We start from the raw sequence: 15,712 nt of genomic DNA, 5'->3' as shown, positions 1-15,712 counted from the left end.
CAAAACCACAAGTCACACGTCACGAAGGACTTCGACACCATGACGCAAACCCACATCGACCTCACCTCGCTGAAGGCCACCGCGCCGAGCGCCCACGCCGCCGCCGAAGCCGCAGCACGCTGGAAAGTCGCCGACGTCGCCGAGCTCTACGAGCTGCCGTTCAACGACCTGATGTTCCGCGCGCAGCAAGTGCATCGCGAAAACTTCGACGCCAATGCCGTGCAGCTTTCGACGCTGCTGTCGATCAAGACGGGCGGCTGCGAGGAAGATTGCGCGTACTGCCCGCAGTCGTCGCACTACGAAACCGAGCTTGAAGCCGGCAAGCTGATGGCGGTCGACGCCGTGCTCGACGCCGCGCGCGCGGCCAAGTCGAACGGCGCGACGCGCTTTTGCATGGGCGCGGCGTGGCGCAATCCGAAGGATCGCCACCTGGAGCCGATCAAGGACATGATCCGCGGCGTGAAGGCGATGGGTCTGGAAACCTGCGTGACGCTCGGCATGCTCGAAGATCACCAGGCGAAGGAGCTCGCCGATGCGGGCCTCGACTACTACAACCACAACCTCGATACGTCGCCGGAGTACTACGGCAAGATCATCTCGACGCGTACCTACGAGGATCGCCTTGAGACGCTGGAGCGCGTGCGCGACGCGGGCATCAATGTGTGCTGCGGCGGCATCGTCGGCATGGGCGAGTCGCGCCGCGAGCGCGCGGGCCTGATCGCGCAGCTGGCGAACATGGAGCCGTATCCGGAATCGGTGCCTATCAACAATCTCGTGCAGGTGACGGGCACGCCGCTCGAAGGCACGGAGCCGATCGACCCGTTTGAATTCGTGCGCACGATTGCGGTCGCGCGCATCACCATGCCGAAGGCGATGGTGCGTCTGTCGGCAGGCCGCGAGCAGATGGACGACGCGCTCCAGGCGCTGTGCTTCATGGCCGGCGCGAACTCGATTTTCTACGGCGACCAGCTGCTGACGACGAGCAACCCGCAAGCGGAAGCCGACCGCCGTCTGCTGCAACGCCTGGGCATCACGGCGCAGGCTGCGCAGCATCTGCCCGCCGATGACCATGGTCACGCACACGGCCACGATCATTCGCACGGCGGCTGCGGTCACTGCGAATAAGCCGCGAATAAGACGCGAATAAGCCTTCATTGAAGGGCTAAAAGCAAAAACGCCACGCTGGTTGCCTCAGCGTGGCGTTTTTCATTGCGCGTCTAGAGCGTACGCATCAAGCGTAAGCCGCGCGGCGACGTCCTGCGAGCACGAGATAGCAGAGCGCGCCGATCACGAGCGAAGGCAGCGTCGCGCCGAGGTTCGGCAGCCACTGGTTGAGCGCCTGGTACGCACCGAAGCCGACCGCCCACGCGACAAACGCGCTCACGTGCCAGCCGCCCGAATAGCCATACGCGCCGTTCAGGTCGGCGAGCGCCTGCGCGTCGATGCGGCGGCGGCGCACGATGAAGTGATCCGCGAGCACCACGCCAAACAGCGGCGCGAACACCGAGCCGATGAACAGCAGGAAGTTTTCGTACTTCGCCATCGGCACGACGAGGGCGATGACCGTGCAGATCGCGCCGAACGCGGCCGAGAGAACCGGCACGCCCGCGCGCGTCCAGACCGTGCCGGTCGAGACGGCCGCCGAGTGGATATCGGCGAAGGCGTTGTCGATTTCGTCGATCAGCACCAGCAGCAGTGCGAGGCCGCCGCCAGCTTGCGCCAGCGCCGTGGTCAGCAGCGCATCGCCGCCGCCCGCCGCGAGACCGTAGATCGCACCCAGGGCGTAGAACCACAGGTTCGCAATGCCATAGCCGAACAGCGTGCCACGGAAGGTTTCGCCCGCCTTGCGGCCGAAGCGCGTGTAATCGGCGATCAGCGGCAGCCAGGAGAGCGGCATGGCGACCACCAGGTCGATGGCGCTGCCGAACGGCATGTCGCCGGTGCCGGGGCGCTTCATCAGCGCGCCGATGTCGTGCTGCGCAAGCAGGCTCCACGTGAGCCACGCCGCGCCCGCGAGCAGCAGCCAGATGCCCCACGTGCGCAGGAAACGGCGCACGAACGAGAGCGGGCCGCTCACGGCCAGCAGCGTCGCGAGGAAGCCGAAGATCACCGTCCAGACGAGCGGCATCGACAGATTGAACGCCTGCTTGGCGAGCGCATCGGCGGAATCGCGCATCACGATGATCTCGAACGAGCCCCAGCCCACCAGTTGCACCATGTTGATGACGGCGGGCACCGACGCGCCGCGAATGCCGAGCGTCGGGCGCAGCGAGGACATGGCGGCAAGGCCCGTGTCCGTGCCGATCACGCCCGCGAGCGAGAGCAGCACCACGCCAATCACGCTGCCGATGCCGATGGCGAGCAGCGCGTGCGGCAGCGACAGGCCCGGCACGAGCAGGGCGCCCGCCTGCGCGACCAGCAGGCCGATGCCGAGGGAGAACCAGAGCGCGAAGGCGTCGCCGGTGCGGAACTGCCGGCGAGCGTTGGGCACCGGCACATTGGGCGCGTAGGCCGAGCCGGCTTGCGTGTTTTCAGTCATGGGAAAAGCTGTCCTCTGCGTCGTTTATAGTGAATCTGTATTGAATTCGTATGGTGTGCGTAGGGATTACGCAAAACTCGTGCGGGCGGCGGCTCTCGGGCCTCAGACATCGTACGGCTGCACGGACTGTCATAATGCACGACTGACTCCGGCGCGGCGGCGTGCGCTGCGCCCCATTTTCAGGGGCGCGAACAGCGTTCGAACCGCTCGGCCGCCGGAAAAGCCGACATTATCGCGAAAACGACATGTTTGAAGAAACCCGTGCCAACGTTCCGCTCGCGGAACGGCTGCGCCCACGCACCATCGATGAAGTCATCGGCCAGAAGCATTTGCTTGGGCCCAACAAGCCGCTGCGCGTCGCCTTCGAATCGGGCGAAGCGCATTCGATGATTCTCTGGGGCCCGCCCGGCGTCGGCAAGACGACGCTCGCGCGCCTCATGGCCGACGCGTTTCACGCCGAATTCATCGCGCTGTCGGCGGTGCTCTCGGGCGTGAAGGATATCCGCGAGGCCGTCGAGCAGGCGCAGCTGCACCGCGCGCGCGGCCACCAGACGCTCGTGTTCGTCGACGAGGTGCATCGCTTCAACAAGAGCCAGCAGGACGCCTTCCTGCCGCATGTGGAGTCGGGCCTGTTCGTGTTCATCGGCGCGACCACGGAGAACCCGTCGTTCGAGGTGAACAGCGCATTGCTCTCGCGCGCGGCGGTCTACGTGCTGCGCAGCCTCGACGAGGACGAGCAGGGCGAACTGCTCGCGCGCGCGTCGGAGGAGCTGGGCGGCCTGACGTTCACCGACGAGGCGAAGCAGGCGCTGATCGGTTCCGCCGACGGCGACGGCCGCAAGCTGCTCAACAACCTGGAGATCGTCGCGCGCGCGGCGGCCCAGCAGAAGAAGACGGAGATCGACGGCGAACTGCTCGGCAGCGCGCTGGCCGAGAACCTGCGCCGCTTCGACAAGGGCGGCGACGCCTTTTACGACCAGATCAGCGCACTGCATAAGTCGGTGCGCGGCAGCAACCCGGACGGTGCGCTGTACTGGTTTTGCCGCATGCTCGACGGCGGCGCCGACCCGCGCTATCTCGCGCGCCGCATCGTGCGCATGGCCTGGGAGGATATCGGCCTCGCCGATCCGCGCGCGGCGCGCATCACGCTCGACGCCTCGGAGACCTATGAGCGGCTGGGCTCGCCTGAAGGTGAACTCGCGCTCGCGCAGGCTGTGATCTACCTCGCGGTCGCACCCAAGTCGAACGCTGGCTACAACGCCTATAACGAAGCGCGCCGCTTCGTGAGCAAGGATCAGTCGCGCGCGGTGCCGATCCACCTGCGCAACGCGCCCACCAAGCTCATGAAGGAACTGGGCTACGGCCACGAGTACCGCTACGCGCACGACGAGCCCGACGCCTACGCTGCCGGCGAGACCTACATCCCCGATGGCATGCGCGAGCCGAACTGGTATCGGCCCACGCCGCGCGGGCTCGAAGGCAAGATCGGCGAAAAGCTGGCGCGTCTGGCCGAGCTCGACGCGCAATGGCGCGACGAGCATCGCGACGAAATCCGCGAACGCAACGAGCGCAAGCGTAAAGGTGGCGCGTAAGCTCAAAGGCCAAAGGCGGCCTAAAACCGCCAGCGCACACGGGCTGCCCGCGCCGGTGCGCTAAAATCGACTTCTCACACAACGAAACTGCGTCTCACAATCCCATGCTCGACATCCAGCTGCTGCGCAAAGACCTCGACGGCGTCGCGAAGCGCCTCGCCGACCGCGGCTACACCCTCGACGTCGCGGCTTTCTCCGCGCTCGAAGCGGAACGCCGCGCCATCCAGACCCGCACCGAAGAACTCCAGGCTCGCCGCAACAGCCTGTCGAAGCAGATCGGCGCGATGAAGGGCCGCGGCGAGGACACCTCGGCGGTCATGGCCGAAGTGGGCGGCATCGGCGACGACATGAAGGCGTCGGCGGCCACGCTCGACGAAATCCAGACGAAGCTCTCCGACCTGCTGCTCGGCGTGCCGAACCTGCCGCACGAAAGCGTGCCGCTGGGCCGCGACGAAGCCGGCAACGTGGAAGTGCGCCGCTGGGGCACGCCGCGCGCGTTCGAATTCGAGGTGAAGGATCACGTCGATGTCGGCACGCCGCTGGGTCTGGACTTCGAGACGGGCGCGAAGCTCTCGGGCGCGCGCTTCACGATGCTGCGCGGCCAGATCGCGCGTCTGCATCGCGCGCTTGCGCAGTTCATGATCGACACGCACACGCTCCATCACGGCTACACGGAAACCTATACGCCGTACATCGTGAACCCGGAAATCCTCTACGGCACGGGCCAGCTGCCCAAGTTCGCCGAAGACATGTTCCGCGTGGAGAAGGGCGGCGCCGAGAACACGGTCACGCAATACCTGATCTCGACCTCGGAAATTTCGCTGACGAACACGGTGCGCGAGAGCATCGTCGAAGGCAACGCGCTGCCGATCAAGCTGACGGCGCATTCGCCGTGCTTCCGCTCGGAAGCGGGCTCGTATGGCCGCGACACGCGCGGCATGATCCGCCAGCACCAGTTCGACAAGGTCGAAATGGTTCAGATCACCACGCCGGAAACGTCGTACAACGCGCTGGAAGAAATGGTCGTGCACGCCGAGACGATTCTGCAGAAGCTCGGCCTGCCGTATCGCGTGATGTCGCTGTGCACGGGCGACATGGGTTTCTCGGCCACCAAGACCTATGACCTCGAAGTCTGGCTGCCGGCGCAGAACACGTATCGCGAAATCTCCAGCTGCTCGAACACCGAAGCGTTCCAGGCGCGCCGCATGCAGGCGCGCTATCGCAACGCGCAGGGCAAGCCGGAACTCGTGCATACGCTTAACGGTTCGGGCCTGGCCGTGGGCCGTACGCTGGTCGCGGTGCTGGAGAACTACCAGGAAGCCGATGGCTCGATCACCGTGCCGGAAGCGCTGCGTCCGTATATGAACGGCGTGGCACGTCTGTCGGTGGGCGGCTAAGCGCCCCTCAGAACAGGGATCTGCAAAGCCCTCGAAAAAATTTTCGAAAAAGGGCTTGCAGGATCCGAAATTTGTTCTATAATCTTCGCTTCTCTGGTCGCCGACCAAGACCTGAGAAGCAGTAAAAAAGCAGTACCCCGGAGAGGTGGCAGAGTGGTCGAATGTACCTGACTCGAAATCAGGCGTACGGTAACCCCGTACCGTGGGTTCGAATCCCACCCTCTCCGCCAAATTTAGAAAACCCCGTAAGCTGAAAAGCCTACGGGGTTTTTGCTTTTCAGCGCCTGTTTTCAGGCGCTTTCGCTATCGTCTATCGCGTGACCTCAACCCGGCACGTGCCCGCGCCGTTCCAGCGAGCGCATGAACGTCCCCGAAATCGCCGATGCGCCGTGATGGACGATCTTCTCGTCGATCAGCGCCCACACCGGCATGCCCGCCGCCCGCGCACGCTGGCAGAACGACAGGTCTTCCGAGAGATAGACGCCTTTGTCGCCGACCGTGTCGAAGAACGCGTGGAAGCGGCCATCGGGCAGATACGCCGCGTACTGCGCAGGCGGACGATAGAGCTGCGTGAGCGGCGCCATCGCCTGCATGGCGTCGCGGCGCACGAGAAAAATGCCCGTGCCGATATGGTTCACCTCGACCCAGCCGCCTTTGACGCTGCTATTGCCGTTCGCATCGGAGCGGATCGCCGTGTTGTATTCGACGGTCTTTTCCTGCCACTCGCGCAGTGTGAGGCCCGCATCGGCGCTCGTGATCTTCTTTTCCCCATCGAAGAAGCGGTAGGGGCACGCGATGCCCGCCACGGGCTTGTCGCCGGCCAGCAGACGCGGAATGGCCTCGCGCGAGAAGTCCATGTCCGTGTCGAGGAACAGCACGTGCGTGAACTGGGGATGGCTCAGGAAATAATTCGCAAAGAAGTTGCGCGCCCGGATGATGTGCGACGACGCCGTGTGGATGTATTCGAAGCCGATGCCGCGCTCCTTGAACGTTTCCATCAGCCGCGCCAGCGCCATGGCGAAGTCGAAGTGCACAGAATTGTCGTAGGTGGGCAATGCAATCAGGATATTCAGGGGCGCTTGCGTGGGTGCACCTGTGCTTGCTGTGGCGCTGTCGGGAAGGGGCGATGGGTTCATGGTCTGGCGTTCCGCTCACGTCGTTGTAAGATATTTCCCATTCTTGTTGGCGGCTTGCGCCCGGACAATCGGACGTATCCGAATATCGCCGGTCCGGCGTGCGCAGGCGGCCCGGTACAATGGCGCCTTCGAGCGGCGCTCCCCTGAATTCGCTGCGCGGCGCAACGTGCGCCGTCGCGCCCACTTTGGTTCTCAAATGGCTATCACCTACAAATCCGCCGGCGACATCGAGCGCCTGCGCATTTCCGGCCGGCTCGCCGCCGACGTGCTCGCCATGATCGGCGAACACGTCAAGCCCGGCGTCTCCACCGACGATCTCGACGCAATCTGCAACGACTTCATCGTCAATACGCTCAAGGCCGTGCCGGCCAACGTCGGTTATCTCGGCTTCCCCAAGACGATCTGCACGTCCGTCAATTCCGTGGTCTGCCACGGCATTCCGAGCCGCAACGAAGTGCTCAAGGACGGCGACATCATCAACATCGACGTGGCCGTGATCAAGGACGGCTATTTCGGCGACACGAGCCGCATGTACACGGTCGGCACGCCGAGCTCGGTGGGCCGCCAGCTGATCGACACGACTTACGAAGCGATGCTCGCGGGCATTCGCGAGGTGAAGCCGGGCGCCACGCTCGGCGACGTCGGCCACGCGATCCAGCGGCGCGCGCAGGCCGATGGTTTCTCGATCGTGCGCGAGTACTGCGGCCACGGCATCGGCAAGGTGTATCACGAGGAGCCGCAGGTGCTGCACTATGGCCAGCCGGGGCAGGGCGTGCGCCTGAAGCCCGGCATGGTCTTCACGATCGAGCCGATGGTCAATGCGGGACGCGCGGGCACCGCGGTGCAGCGCGATGGCTGGACTGTCGTGACGAAGGATCGTTCGCTTTCCGCGCAGTGGGAACACATGGTCGCCGTCACCGACGACGGCTATGAACTGCTCACGCCCTGGCCGGACGGCACGGGCGCGTACGAAGCCCCGTGAGGGCAGTCACTGCTCGCAGTGCCGCTATCCAGCGGCCTGTGAGGTCTGTCGGCCAGTCTGTCAAGCGCCGCGCGCGCGGCGTTCAAGGAACTTTTTTGTCAAATAAGGATTTGACTCTCTGGCCAGTTCGGTTAAAGCTACGCGTTAGTGCTTTATTGGGGTTTACGACTGCATGAGTCCGTCACTGACCGTTCGCCGTATCGATGCCGATCAGGGTGCCGTGCTCCGCGAGCTTCGAACTGCTTCGCTGCGCGATGCGCCTTACGCGTTCGGCGACTCGCTCGAAGACGCCTTGTCTGCCGATGCGGCCGTCTTTGATGCCGCGGCCGCCCGTCATGCGGATTCGCATACCGCCACCTCGTTCATCCTCTACACGGAAGGCCATCCGGCCGGCCTGATCGGCGCGAACTTCGAGAGCGCGCCCGCGCGCCGGGCGTTCGTGTTCGCGTTGTGGGTGGCGCCGGCGGTGCGGCATCTGCGCGGCGGCGAGCTGCTCGTCAACGCGGCCATCGACTGGCTCACGAGCGAAGGCGCCAACCAGATCTATGCGTGGGTGACCGACAGCAACACGACCGCGATGCGCTTCTACGAGCGCATGGGTTTTGTCGCGACCGGCGATCACGCGCGCAGCACGCAGACACCCGAGCAATGGGAAACGCTGCTGATGCGCGATCTTGCCGGCGCTGCGCCCGCCGAGCCTGCTGCGTCCGCGCAGTGAGTGTGCAACCGGCGTGCGATGAACACGCCCTGGTTTTGAAGTTGTTGCGCCGGTTTTTCCCGCCCTGACGCGCATGCCGCGCGTTGGTTGGCGGCTTCCCTCTGGCGCTTTTCACGCCGTTCTTTTGTGATTCCCTTCGTTGCAGCATTTTGGGCCATTAAAAATAATGGCCGTGCGCGTCGACGCCTGTAAAATACGCAAAATTTTTCGCCGATCGCCATGTCGCCCAAGAAATCGCCATATTTTGAACTGAAGAGCGGTTCAGTCGATACGCTGCTATTCGTGGTCAAAACGACTGAACTCGATGCGATGCGCGCCGAACTCACGCGGCGCTTCGAGGCGACGCCGGAATTCTTCGCCAACGACACGGTGGCCATCGACCTGCGCCGTCTCGCCGACGGCGAGCAGGTCGCGCTCGGCGACATCGCCCGTCTGCTCGAAAGCGTGCGCATGCGCCCCGTGGGCGTGGTCGCGCTGCCCGAACAGCATGGCTGGGCCGCCGAAGCGGGCCTGCCGTTTCTCGAAGCGCGCGACAAGCGCGTGGCGGGCGGCAACGCTGCTGCAAAGAGCGAAGCCGAAGACAACGCCGCCGACGCACCCAACGCGAGCGCGAACGTTACCAGCGCCGCCCAGCCCGAACTCTTCCCCGCCGACCCCACGCAGGACGCGACCGAACTCGCCGCCACCGCGGGCGACGCCGATGCCGACACGCGCAATGCGCCGCGCGCGGCGACGCTCGTCGTCGACCGTCCGCTGCGTTCGGGGCAGCGTGTCTATGCGAAGGGCGACCTGGTGGTGCTCGGCATGGTGTCGAACGGCGCGGAAGTGATCGCCGAAGGCAACATCCATATTTACGCGCCGTTGCGTGGCCGCGCGCTTGCGGGCGTGCACGGCAACCACGACGCACGTATTTTCTGCACGAGTCTCGAAGCGGAACTCATTTCGATTGCGGGTATCTACCGTACCACTGAAGTTCCTCTCTCAGACGACGTGCGTGGCAAGCCGGCGCAAATCCGGCTCGACGAAGAAAAGCTGTTGATCGAACCGTTGAGGCTCACCTGAGTCGCCGCCTGCGCGTTGCAAAACGCGCAGCGTGCTAGCGGCACGCGATGAGACCAAACTGGGAAACTGACGAACGCAAGGTAAGGGAATGGCAAAAATCATTGTGGTGACTTCGGGCAAGGGTGGCGTTGGCAAAACGACCACGAGCGCGAGTTTCGCATCGGGCCTCGCGTTGCGTGGCCATAAAACCGCGGTCATCGACTTCGACGTCGGCCTGCGCAATCTCGACCTCATCATGGGTTGCGAGCGCCGCGTCGTGTACGACCTGATCAACGTGATCCAGGGCGAGGCGAACCTCAACCAGGCGCTGATCAAGGACAAGAAGTGCGAAAACCTTTTCATCCTGCCGGCTTCGCAGACGCGCGATAAAGACGCGCTCACGAAGGAAGGCGTGGAGAAGGTGATCGAAGACCTGCGCAAGATGGACTTCGAATACATCGTCTGCGATTCGCCGGCGGGTATCGAATCGGGCGCGATGCTGGCGATGCACTTCGCCGACGAAGCGCTCATCGTGACGAATCCGGAAGTGTCGTCGGTGCGCGACTCCGACCGTATCCTCGGCATGCTGTCGTCGAAGACGAAGCGCGCGATCGACGGCAAGGATCCGATCAAGGAGCACCTGCTGATTACGCGCTACAGCCCGAAGCGCGTGAACGAAGGCGAAATGCTTTCGCTCGCGGATATCTCGGAAATCCTGCGCATCGAGCTGATCGGCGTGATTCCCGAATCGGAAGCGGTGCTGCACGCATCGAACCAGGGGCTGCCCGCCGTCCATCTGGACGGCACCGACGTCGCCGAAGCCTACAAGGACGTCGTGGCGCGCTTTCTCGGCGAAGACAAGGCGCTTCGCTTCACCGATTACCAGAAGCCGGGGCTCCTGCAGCGCCTGTTCGGTAGCAAGTAAGGGAGGCGCACGTCATGTCGTTTCTTTCGTTTTTTCTCGGCGAAAAGAAGAAGTCCGCCTCGGTAGCGAAGGAACGCCTGCAGCTCATCATCGCTCACGAGCGCGCAGGCGGCCATCCGCCCGCCGATTACCTGCCGGCCCTGCAACGCGAACTCGTCGCCGTGATCTCCAAGTACGTGAAGATCTCCGATGAAGACATTCGCGTGAGCCTGGAACGCCAGGACGACCTCGAAGTGCTTGAGGTCAAGATCGAGATTCCGCAGGCCTGACCTGCGTGGAGAGTGCGGCGCGTCGTGTGTTTTGACGCGTGCCGCACTCGTCTCGTATCGCTGTATGTAGCGCATCTGGCGCGTCTTCCGCACGCGCCGCGCAGACCCCGCGCAGCATTCCTTACCTTACCGAAATATTCGGTTTCACTTCACCCGTCGCGGTTACACGGCCGCTGTCAGCGCACTCGCACGCTCGCGCATTGATCGGGTAACGCCACTCATGGCGTCCTACTCGAAGGGTGACCAACATGAACAATTCAATCCGCCTGCTTATCGCCAAGGCCGCTGTCGTCGCTGCGGGTACGTGCGCCGTTGCTGCGCCGGCTTTCGCCGAAATCGTCGTTGTCGAGCCGAGCGCGCCGCCGCCCGTCGAGCGTGTCGAAGTCGTGCCCGCGCCGCGCGTCGGCTACGCCTGGGACAAGGGCCACTGGCGCTGGGATCACGGCCGCTACGTGTGGATCGCCGGCCACTGGCAAGCCGAACGCGTGGGCTACCACTGGGTGCCGGGCCACTGGATCGCTCACGGCCCGAACTGGCATTGGGTCGAAGGCCACTGGGCCGCTTAAGTTTGCTTGAGTTCGCTGACTTTGCTTAACCGGTTTCATCGGCAAGGAGAAACATCATGAGCAGAAAACTGCTCGCTGCGGCGGCGCTCGCGATCGTGCTTGCCGGCTGCGTCGTCGTTCCCGCGCGGCCCATGTACGTGCGTCCCGCGCCCGTCGTGATCTATTGATTTTGGTGACAGGCACGCTGGCCTGGATCGGCAAAGCCGCGCCAGACCCGGCGCATGTCAGCGGTTCGAGTCATCGACCCTCGGCATGCCGCCGGGTTTTTTTTCGCCTTTGCCAAAGCGGGGCCCGATGAAATCCGCCAACGTTCGCAGAATTCGCCTGTTGCGAACGCCTCCGTCCGCTAGAATCTCGGGAAAAATGCCGGCAAATCATCGAAATCGGGCCTCAGCGTCCGCAGCACAATGAAACGAGTTTTGATAGTCAAGGTGACCTCGCTTGGCGACGTCGTCGAGGCCCTTCCCGTCGTCGCCGATGTTCAGCGCAAATTCCCCGGCGTCAAGGTCGATTGGGCCGTGGATGACGCCTTCGCGGAGATCGTGCACTGGAACGAAGGCATCGACCGCGTGCTCTGCGCGCCGCTGCGCCGCTTCAAGAAGGCGCGTCGCTGGAGCGACTTCAAGGCGATCTGGGATTCGATCGCCGATCTGCGCCGCGAACGCTACGACGCCATCATCGACATTCACGGCGTCTACAAGAGCGCCATCATCGCCTTCATCGCGCGCGGCAAGCGCCGCTTTGGCTATCTCGCGCAGGATCTCGGCGAGCAGGGTGCGGCGTTCGCCTATAACGGCCGCTTCGGGCCGCGTCCGAAGTGCGATGCGTGGCTTGGCATGCGCATCAGCACGGGCGAGGCACTCGGCTATACCGTCGACACGCCGCCCGATTTCCAGATGCGCATTCCGCGCGACGGCAATGCGCTGCCCGCGCCCGATGCGCCCACTGCGCTGATCTTCCACGCGACCTCGAAGGAAGAGAAGAAGTGGCCCGTCGCGCACTGGGGCGAGCTGTGCAACGAGCTGGTCAAGCGCGGCTTGCGTATCGAGCTGCCGTGGGGCTCGGACGCCGAGCACGCAACGGCGAAGGAGATCGCGGCACTCGTGCCCGGCGCGACGATCCTGCCGCGCCTGACGGTCACGCAGGTGGCGCAGCGCATCGAGGACAGCGCGCTCGTGGTCGGAACGGACACCGGCTTCGTGCACCTGGGCCACGCGCTGCTCAAGCCCACCGTGATGATCTTCATTGCGACCAATGCCGAACACCTTGGCGTGCGTGCACCGGATCGCTCGATCTCGATTGGCGACGGTCATCATGTGCCGCCGGTTTCGGTGGCGCTCGACGCCGTCGATCGCGTCTATCCCGCACGCACGGGCGATGCATCGAAAGGCCCGGCTGTGACGGCTGCCTGATAGCGCGCATCCTGCTTCGTACGGCCCGCTCGTCTCATGCAGACGAGCGGGCCGTTTTCATTGATGCGCGCGTGAAATCGCGCAGCGATTCGATTAGGAACTTGTTAAAAGTGTCGCGGTTGCGTGCACGATGCGGCGTGGATCGCACGTCGCTGCGCGCCCGGGCGTGGGCGCTGTAACACGGGCCACACTGCTACTTACAAATTGCAACGCCTTGGGGTGGCTCCGTCGTGTCCAATCTGAACTGTCCACCGCCCGCCATGCGAGGCACGGCAGCAGGGCAGGACAACAGACATTGACTCGATGGGAGAACGAAGTGAAACGATTGGCGCTTACCCTGATTGCGGGTGCTGTACTTGCGGCGTCGCTGACTGGCTGCATCGTCGTGCCGGGCGGCGGATACGGTGGCGGCTATCACCACGGTTACTACTATCAATGATCGCCACGCTGCGCGCGGCGACGCATGAGACGCTCGACAGCATGCGTCACGCGAGCAGCATCTCGACGGCGACGACCGCCGCGACAGCGGCGATGTTTGCCACCAGCGCTTCGATCAGGACGGCACGCCACGTAGCCGTGCGCAACCGGAAGGCAAGGAACAGGGAGATGCCCAGCGCAAGGGCGATCATCAGGACGACATCGGCGTTGCTTAGATGCAGGTTCATCGTCGGCCTCCCGTGCGCGGCTGCGCAGACCTTGTCGATTCATGCGGATTCGGGCGTGTTGAGTCGAGTATAGGCACGCCGCACGCGCGCCTCCAGTGAACAAAAAAAGCGGAGCCCGCCAGGCGGACTCCGCTTTTTTGTTTCTACTGCATGGCTGGATCAGGTCAGCGACGTATGACGCGTCTCGCGCATGCACAGCACGCCGACGAGGCTCACGCAGGCCGCAATCGACACATACGCGCCCACCCACGACAGCCCGCCGCGCGCGGCCAGTTGCTGCGCGATATACGGCGCCACCGACGCGCCCAGAATCCCGCCCAGGTTGTACGCGACGCCCGCGCCGGTATAGCGCACGCTCGTCGGGAACAGCTCGGGCAGCAGCGCGCCCATCGGGGCGAAAGTCGCGCCCATCAGGAACAGCTCGATCACGAGGAACAGCAGCACGAGCGGCAGCGAGCCGCTGCCGAGCAGTGGCTGCATCGTGAAGCCAGACAGAATCGCCAGGATGCAGCCGACGATCAGCACTGGCCGGCGGCCGAAGCGATCGCTCAAAGCCGCCGAAATCGGCGTGGCAATGCCCATGAACACCACCGCGATGCACAGCATGCCGAGGAAAGTCGGACGCGGGATATGCAGCGCCGTCACGCCGTGCGAAAGCGAGAACACCGTCGCGTTGTAGAACAGCGTGTAGCAGACCACCATCGCGAGCGCGCCAAGAATCGTCGGCCACCAGTAGTTGCCGAGCAGCGTCGCAACCGGCACCTTGACGCGCTCCTCGCGCTCGATGGCGGCCTTGAACGCGGGCGTTTCGGCGATCTTCAGGCGCACGTAAAGGCCGAGCGCCACGAGCACCGCCGAGACGATGAACGGCACGCGCCAGCCCCAGTCGCGGAACTGCTGGTCGGAGAGCGTCGAGGCGAGGCCGAAGAACAGGCCGTTCGAAGCGAGAAAGCCCACTGACGGCCCGAGCTGCGGAAACATGCCGAACCAGCCGCGCTTGCCTTGCGGCGCGTATTCGGTGGCGAGCAGCGCCGCGCCGCCCCATTCGCCGCCCAGACCGATGCCCTGGCCGAAGCGCAGCACGCACAGCAGGATCGGCGCGAGGCTGCCGATCGAGTCGTAACCGGGCACGAAGCCGATCAGCGTGGTGGAGAGTCCCATCACGAGCAGCGAGGCCACCAGCGTCGATTTACGGCCGATGCGGTCGCCGAAATGGCCGAACAGGAACGAGCCGATCGGGCGCGCGACGAAGGCGATGCCAAACGTCACGAAAGCCGAGAGCGCCTGCGCCGTGGCCGAGCCATGCGGAAAAAACACCGGGCCGATCACGAGCGCGGCGGCCGTTGCATACACATAGAAGTCGTAGAACTCGATCGCGGTGCCGATGAAGCTCGCGAAGATCACGCGCGCCGTGCTCTGCTGGCGCGCGGCATCGGGCTGATCGGCGCTCGCCGACGAAAGCGGTGAGGTGGACATCGAAGGGTCTCCAGTCGTTGTGACGCACGCTGGCGGGCCTTGTCGGCGGCGGTTCGATCGGTCTGGCGACGGATCGGCAGATCGACAAACCGGCAGGCGTGAGGCGCGGCGCGGGCGTCTTTGTTCAAAGCTCGAAGCGGGCAGGGCGGCGCGAGGCGCGAACAGCGCCACGGCGGGATCCTTGATCCGGCAACGATTCGTCAGTATGCATCGCACAGCGGCAACTGTGCGCGCGAAAGCGGGAACCGGCAGGCGCGTGCGCCGATAGGCGCGAAGCGGGCGCGAAACACGGTCTGAAGGCGCTGCGGCGCGGCGTGGGTGACGCGGCGTGCAGGCGGCGCCAGCATGAAGCCGGCAGGGGATAGCGAAAAATTATAACGAGCGCGGGCTGCGCGCAGCAAGGCGGCCGCAAGGTTTGCGGCCGGTGTTTCTGCGCCGTTCAGGCTGCGATCAAGCGACGTTCAGTTGAAGTTCTGCGCCTGCGGCGAGGCCAGCGTGCGTAGCTGGAACTTGCCGTCGTCGTTGAACAGCCAATCCTCGAACAGCTCGATCTGTCCGGCCGAGTTGAGCAGGCGCGGCGGCGGCGCCGGCAGTGGCTGCGCGCGGCGCAGGGTGGCGAGCGCGGTGGTCTCCGCATCGTCGTCGCCATTGGTGCGATAGACCGACGACTTCACGACCTGACCTTCGCGGTTGACCGTGAACGACACGACCACGAGCGAGCGCAGCATCGCCTGAGGCGTGCCGCGCAGGACAGAGGACGGATTGCGCTCGATGATGCGCCTCGCGACCTGCGCGCGATAGTCGTCAAGCGTCGTGCTGTTGATGGCCTGCGGCGGAATGATGAGCAGCGGTCGAGGCGGCGGTGTGATCGTGCAGGCGCTTGCGAGCGCAAGCAAAAGAGCCGGGCCGAGGCGGCGGAGGGCGGCGGCGCTCACGGCGGCAAGGCCGTTGCGCATGCGGGCGCAGATGAGCATGGCGAACAGGCTCGGTGGCG

At 64.6% G+C, this 15,712-nt stretch carries 15 protein-coding genes and 1 tRNA gene; 11 read left to right on the top strand and 5 right to left on the bottom strand.

Features of this window, described 5'->3' with window-relative positions:
- Positions 1-39: 39 nt before the first annotated feature.
- Positions 40-1,125 (top strand): biotin synthase BioB, encoded by a 1,086-nt coding sequence (bioB, locus tag BBA01S_RS16635; RefSeq protein WP_027817443.1) that lies wholly within the window; start codon positions 40-42, stop codon positions 1,123-1,125.
- Positions 1,126-1,231: 106 nt separating this feature from the next.
- Here bioB and cytX read toward each other — a convergent pair whose 3' ends face one another.
- Positions 1,232-2,539 carry a putative hydroxymethylpyrimidine transporter CytX gene (gene cytX, locus BBA01S_RS16630; RefSeq protein WP_027817442.1) on the bottom strand — a complete coding sequence of 436 codons (1,308 nt, stop codon included), beginning with the start codon at positions 2,537-2,539 and terminating at the stop codon, positions 1,232-1,234.
- Between the two features lie 245 nt (positions 2,540-2,784).
- Here cytX and BBA01S_RS41520 point away from each other — a divergent pair, with 245 nt between their 5' ends.
- The 3 genes from BBA01S_RS41520 to BBA01S_RS16615 all read left to right on the top strand — a co-directional run bounded on the left by BBA01S_RS41520 (position 2,785) and on the right by BBA01S_RS16615 (position 5,758).
- Positions 2,785-4,131, top strand: coding sequence for a replication-associated recombination protein A (locus BBA01S_RS41520; RefSeq protein WP_042297367.1), 1,347 nt, complete (start codon positions 2,785-2,787; stop codon positions 4,129-4,131).
- A gap of 104 nt (positions 4,132-4,235) precedes the next feature.
- Entirely contained in the window at positions 4,236-5,528 is a 1,293-nt protein-coding gene (serS, locus tag BBA01S_RS16620) for a serine--tRNA ligase (RefSeq protein WP_027817441.1), read from the top strand.
- A gap of 139 nt (positions 5,529-5,667) precedes the next feature.
- Positions 5,668-5,758 (top strand) — tRNA-Ser (locus BBA01S_RS16615).
- Positions 5,759-5,851: 93 nt separating this feature from the next.
- On the opposite strand, the gene BBA01S_RS16610 is transcribed toward BBA01S_RS16615, so the two are convergent.
- Entirely contained in the window at positions 5,852-6,664 is an 813-nt protein-coding gene (locus tag BBA01S_RS16610; protein ID WP_245641506.1) for a glycosyltransferase family 2 protein, read from the bottom strand.
- Between the two features lie 196 nt (positions 6,665-6,860).
- Here BBA01S_RS16610 and map point away from each other — a divergent pair, with 196 nt between their 5' ends.
- The 7 genes from map to waaC all read left to right on the top strand — a co-directional run bounded on the left by map (position 6,861) and on the right by waaC (position 12,577).
- Positions 6,861-7,646 carry a type I methionyl aminopeptidase gene (map, locus tag BBA01S_RS16605; RefSeq protein WP_027817439.1) on the top strand — a complete coding sequence of 262 codons (786 nt, stop codon included), beginning with the start codon at positions 6,861-6,863 and terminating at the stop codon, positions 7,644-7,646.
- Between the two features lie 172 nt (positions 7,647-7,818).
- Complete coding sequence (locus tag BBA01S_RS16600) at positions 7,819-8,364, top strand: GNAT family N-acetyltransferase (RefSeq protein WP_027817438.1); 546 nt, start codon at positions 7,819-7,821, stop codon at positions 8,362-8,364.
- 219 nt (positions 8,365-8,583) lie between these two features.
- Positions 8,584-9,426 (top strand): septum site-determining protein MinC, encoded by an 843-nt coding sequence (minC, locus tag BBA01S_RS16595; protein ID WP_027817437.1) that lies wholly within the window; start codon positions 8,584-8,586, stop codon positions 9,424-9,426.
- Between the two features lie 88 nt (positions 9,427-9,514).
- Positions 9,515-10,330, top strand: coding sequence for a septum site-determining protein MinD (gene minD, locus BBA01S_RS16590; RefSeq protein ID WP_027817436.1), 816 nt, complete (start codon positions 9,515-9,517; stop codon positions 10,328-10,330).
- Between the two features lie 14 nt (positions 10,331-10,344).
- On the top strand, positions 10,345-10,599 hold the full coding sequence (gene minE / locus BBA01S_RS16585; protein ID WP_027795398.1) for a cell division topological specificity factor MinE: 255 nt from the start codon (positions 10,345-10,347) through the stop codon (positions 10,597-10,599).
- Positions 10,600-10,847: 248 nt separating this feature from the next.
- Positions 10,848-11,165 carry a YXWGXW repeat-containing protein gene (locus BBA01S_RS16580; RefSeq protein WP_027817435.1) on the top strand — a complete coding sequence of 106 codons (318 nt, stop codon included), beginning with the start codon at positions 10,848-10,850 and terminating at the stop codon, positions 11,163-11,165.
- 407 nt (positions 11,166-11,572) lie between these two features.
- Positions 11,573-12,577 (top strand): lipopolysaccharide heptosyltransferase I, encoded by a 1,005-nt coding sequence (gene waaC, locus BBA01S_RS16570; protein ID WP_027817434.1) that lies wholly within the window; start codon positions 11,573-11,575, stop codon positions 12,575-12,577.
- Between the two features lie 485 nt (positions 12,578-13,062).
- Here the strand turns inward: waaC and BBA01S_RS16565 are convergent, their stop codons facing one another.
- From BBA01S_RS16565 to BBA01S_RS16550, 3 genes are all read right to left on the bottom strand, one after another.
- Positions 13,063-13,242: a hypothetical protein gene (locus tag BBA01S_RS16565; protein ID WP_027817433.1), complete on the bottom strand. Its 180-nt coding sequence runs from the start codon at positions 13,240-13,242 to the stop codon at positions 13,063-13,065.
- A 159-nt stretch (positions 13,243-13,401) separates the two neighbouring features.
- Positions 13,402-14,718: an MFS transporter gene (locus BBA01S_RS16560; protein ID WP_027817432.1), complete on the bottom strand. Its 1,317-nt coding sequence runs from the start codon at positions 14,716-14,718 to the stop codon at positions 13,402-13,404.
- Positions 14,719-15,179: 461 nt separating this feature from the next.
- Positions 15,180-15,674 (bottom strand): TonB family protein, encoded by a 495-nt coding sequence (locus BBA01S_RS16550; protein WP_156965972.1) that lies wholly within the window; start codon positions 15,672-15,674, stop codon positions 15,180-15,182.
- Positions 15,675-15,712: the final 38 nt, after the last annotated feature.

Source organism: Paraburkholderia bannensis NBRC 103871 (assembly GCF_000685015.1).
Lineage (GTDB): Bacteria > Pseudomonadota > Gammaproteobacteria > Burkholderiales > Burkholderiaceae > Paraburkholderia > Paraburkholderia bannensis.
Note: the sequence above shows the minus strand (reverse complement) of the source record. Positions and strands in the feature narration are given on the sequence as shown.

Bases quoted from the DNA above. Each gene is read 5' to 3' on its own strand.
- BBA01S_RS16600 (WP_027817438.1), top strand. From the start codon at position 7,819: ATGAGTCCGTCACTGACCGTTCGCCGTATCGATGCCGATCAGGGTGCC.
- minC (WP_027817437.1), top strand. From the start codon at position 8,584: ATGTCGCCCAAGAAATCGCCATATTTTGAACTGAAGAGCGGTTCAGTC.
- BBA01S_RS16610 (WP_245641506.1), bottom strand. From the start codon at position 6,664: ATGAACCCATCGCCCCTTCCCGACAGCGCCACAGCAAGCACAGGTGCA.
- bioB (WP_027817443.1), top strand. From the start codon at position 40: ATGACGCAAACCCACATCGACCTCACCTCGCTGAAGGCCACCGCGCCG.
- map (WP_027817439.1), top strand. From the start codon at position 6,861: ATGGCTATCACCTACAAATCCGCCGGCGACATCGAGCGCCTGCGCATT.
- cytX (WP_027817442.1), bottom strand. From the start codon at position 2,539: ATGACTGAAAACACGCAAGCCGGCTCGGCCTACGCGCCCAATGTGCCG.
- minD (WP_027817436.1), top strand. From the start codon at position 9,515: ATGGCAAAAATCATTGTGGTGACTTCGGGCAAGGGTGGCGTTGGCAAA.
- BBA01S_RS41520 (WP_042297367.1), top strand. From the start codon at position 2,785: ATGTTTGAAGAAACCCGTGCCAACGTTCCGCTCGCGGAACGGCTGCGC.
- BBA01S_RS16550 (WP_156965972.1), bottom strand. From the start codon at position 15,674: ATGCGCAACGGCCTTGCCGCCGTGAGCGCCGCCGCCCTCCGCCGCCTC.
- waaC (WP_027817434.1), top strand. From the start codon at position 11,573: ATGAAACGAGTTTTGATAGTCAAGGTGACCTCGCTTGGCGACGTCGTC.
- minE (WP_027795398.1), top strand. From the start codon at position 10,345: ATGTCGTTTCTTTCGTTTTTTCTCGGCGAAAAGAAGAAGTCCGCCTCG.
- serS (WP_027817441.1), top strand. From the start codon at position 4,236: ATGCTCGACATCCAGCTGCTGCGCAAAGACCTCGACGGCGTCGCGAAG.
- BBA01S_RS16565 (WP_027817433.1), bottom strand. From the start codon at position 13,242: ATGAACCTGCATCTAAGCAACGCCGATGTCGTCCTGATGATCGCCCTT.
- BBA01S_RS16580 (WP_027817435.1), top strand. From the start codon at position 10,848: ATGAACAATTCAATCCGCCTGCTTATCGCCAAGGCCGCTGTCGTCGCT.
- BBA01S_RS16560 (WP_027817432.1), bottom strand. From the start codon at position 14,718: ATGTCCACCTCACCGCTTTCGTCGGCGAGCGCCGATCAGCCCGATGCC.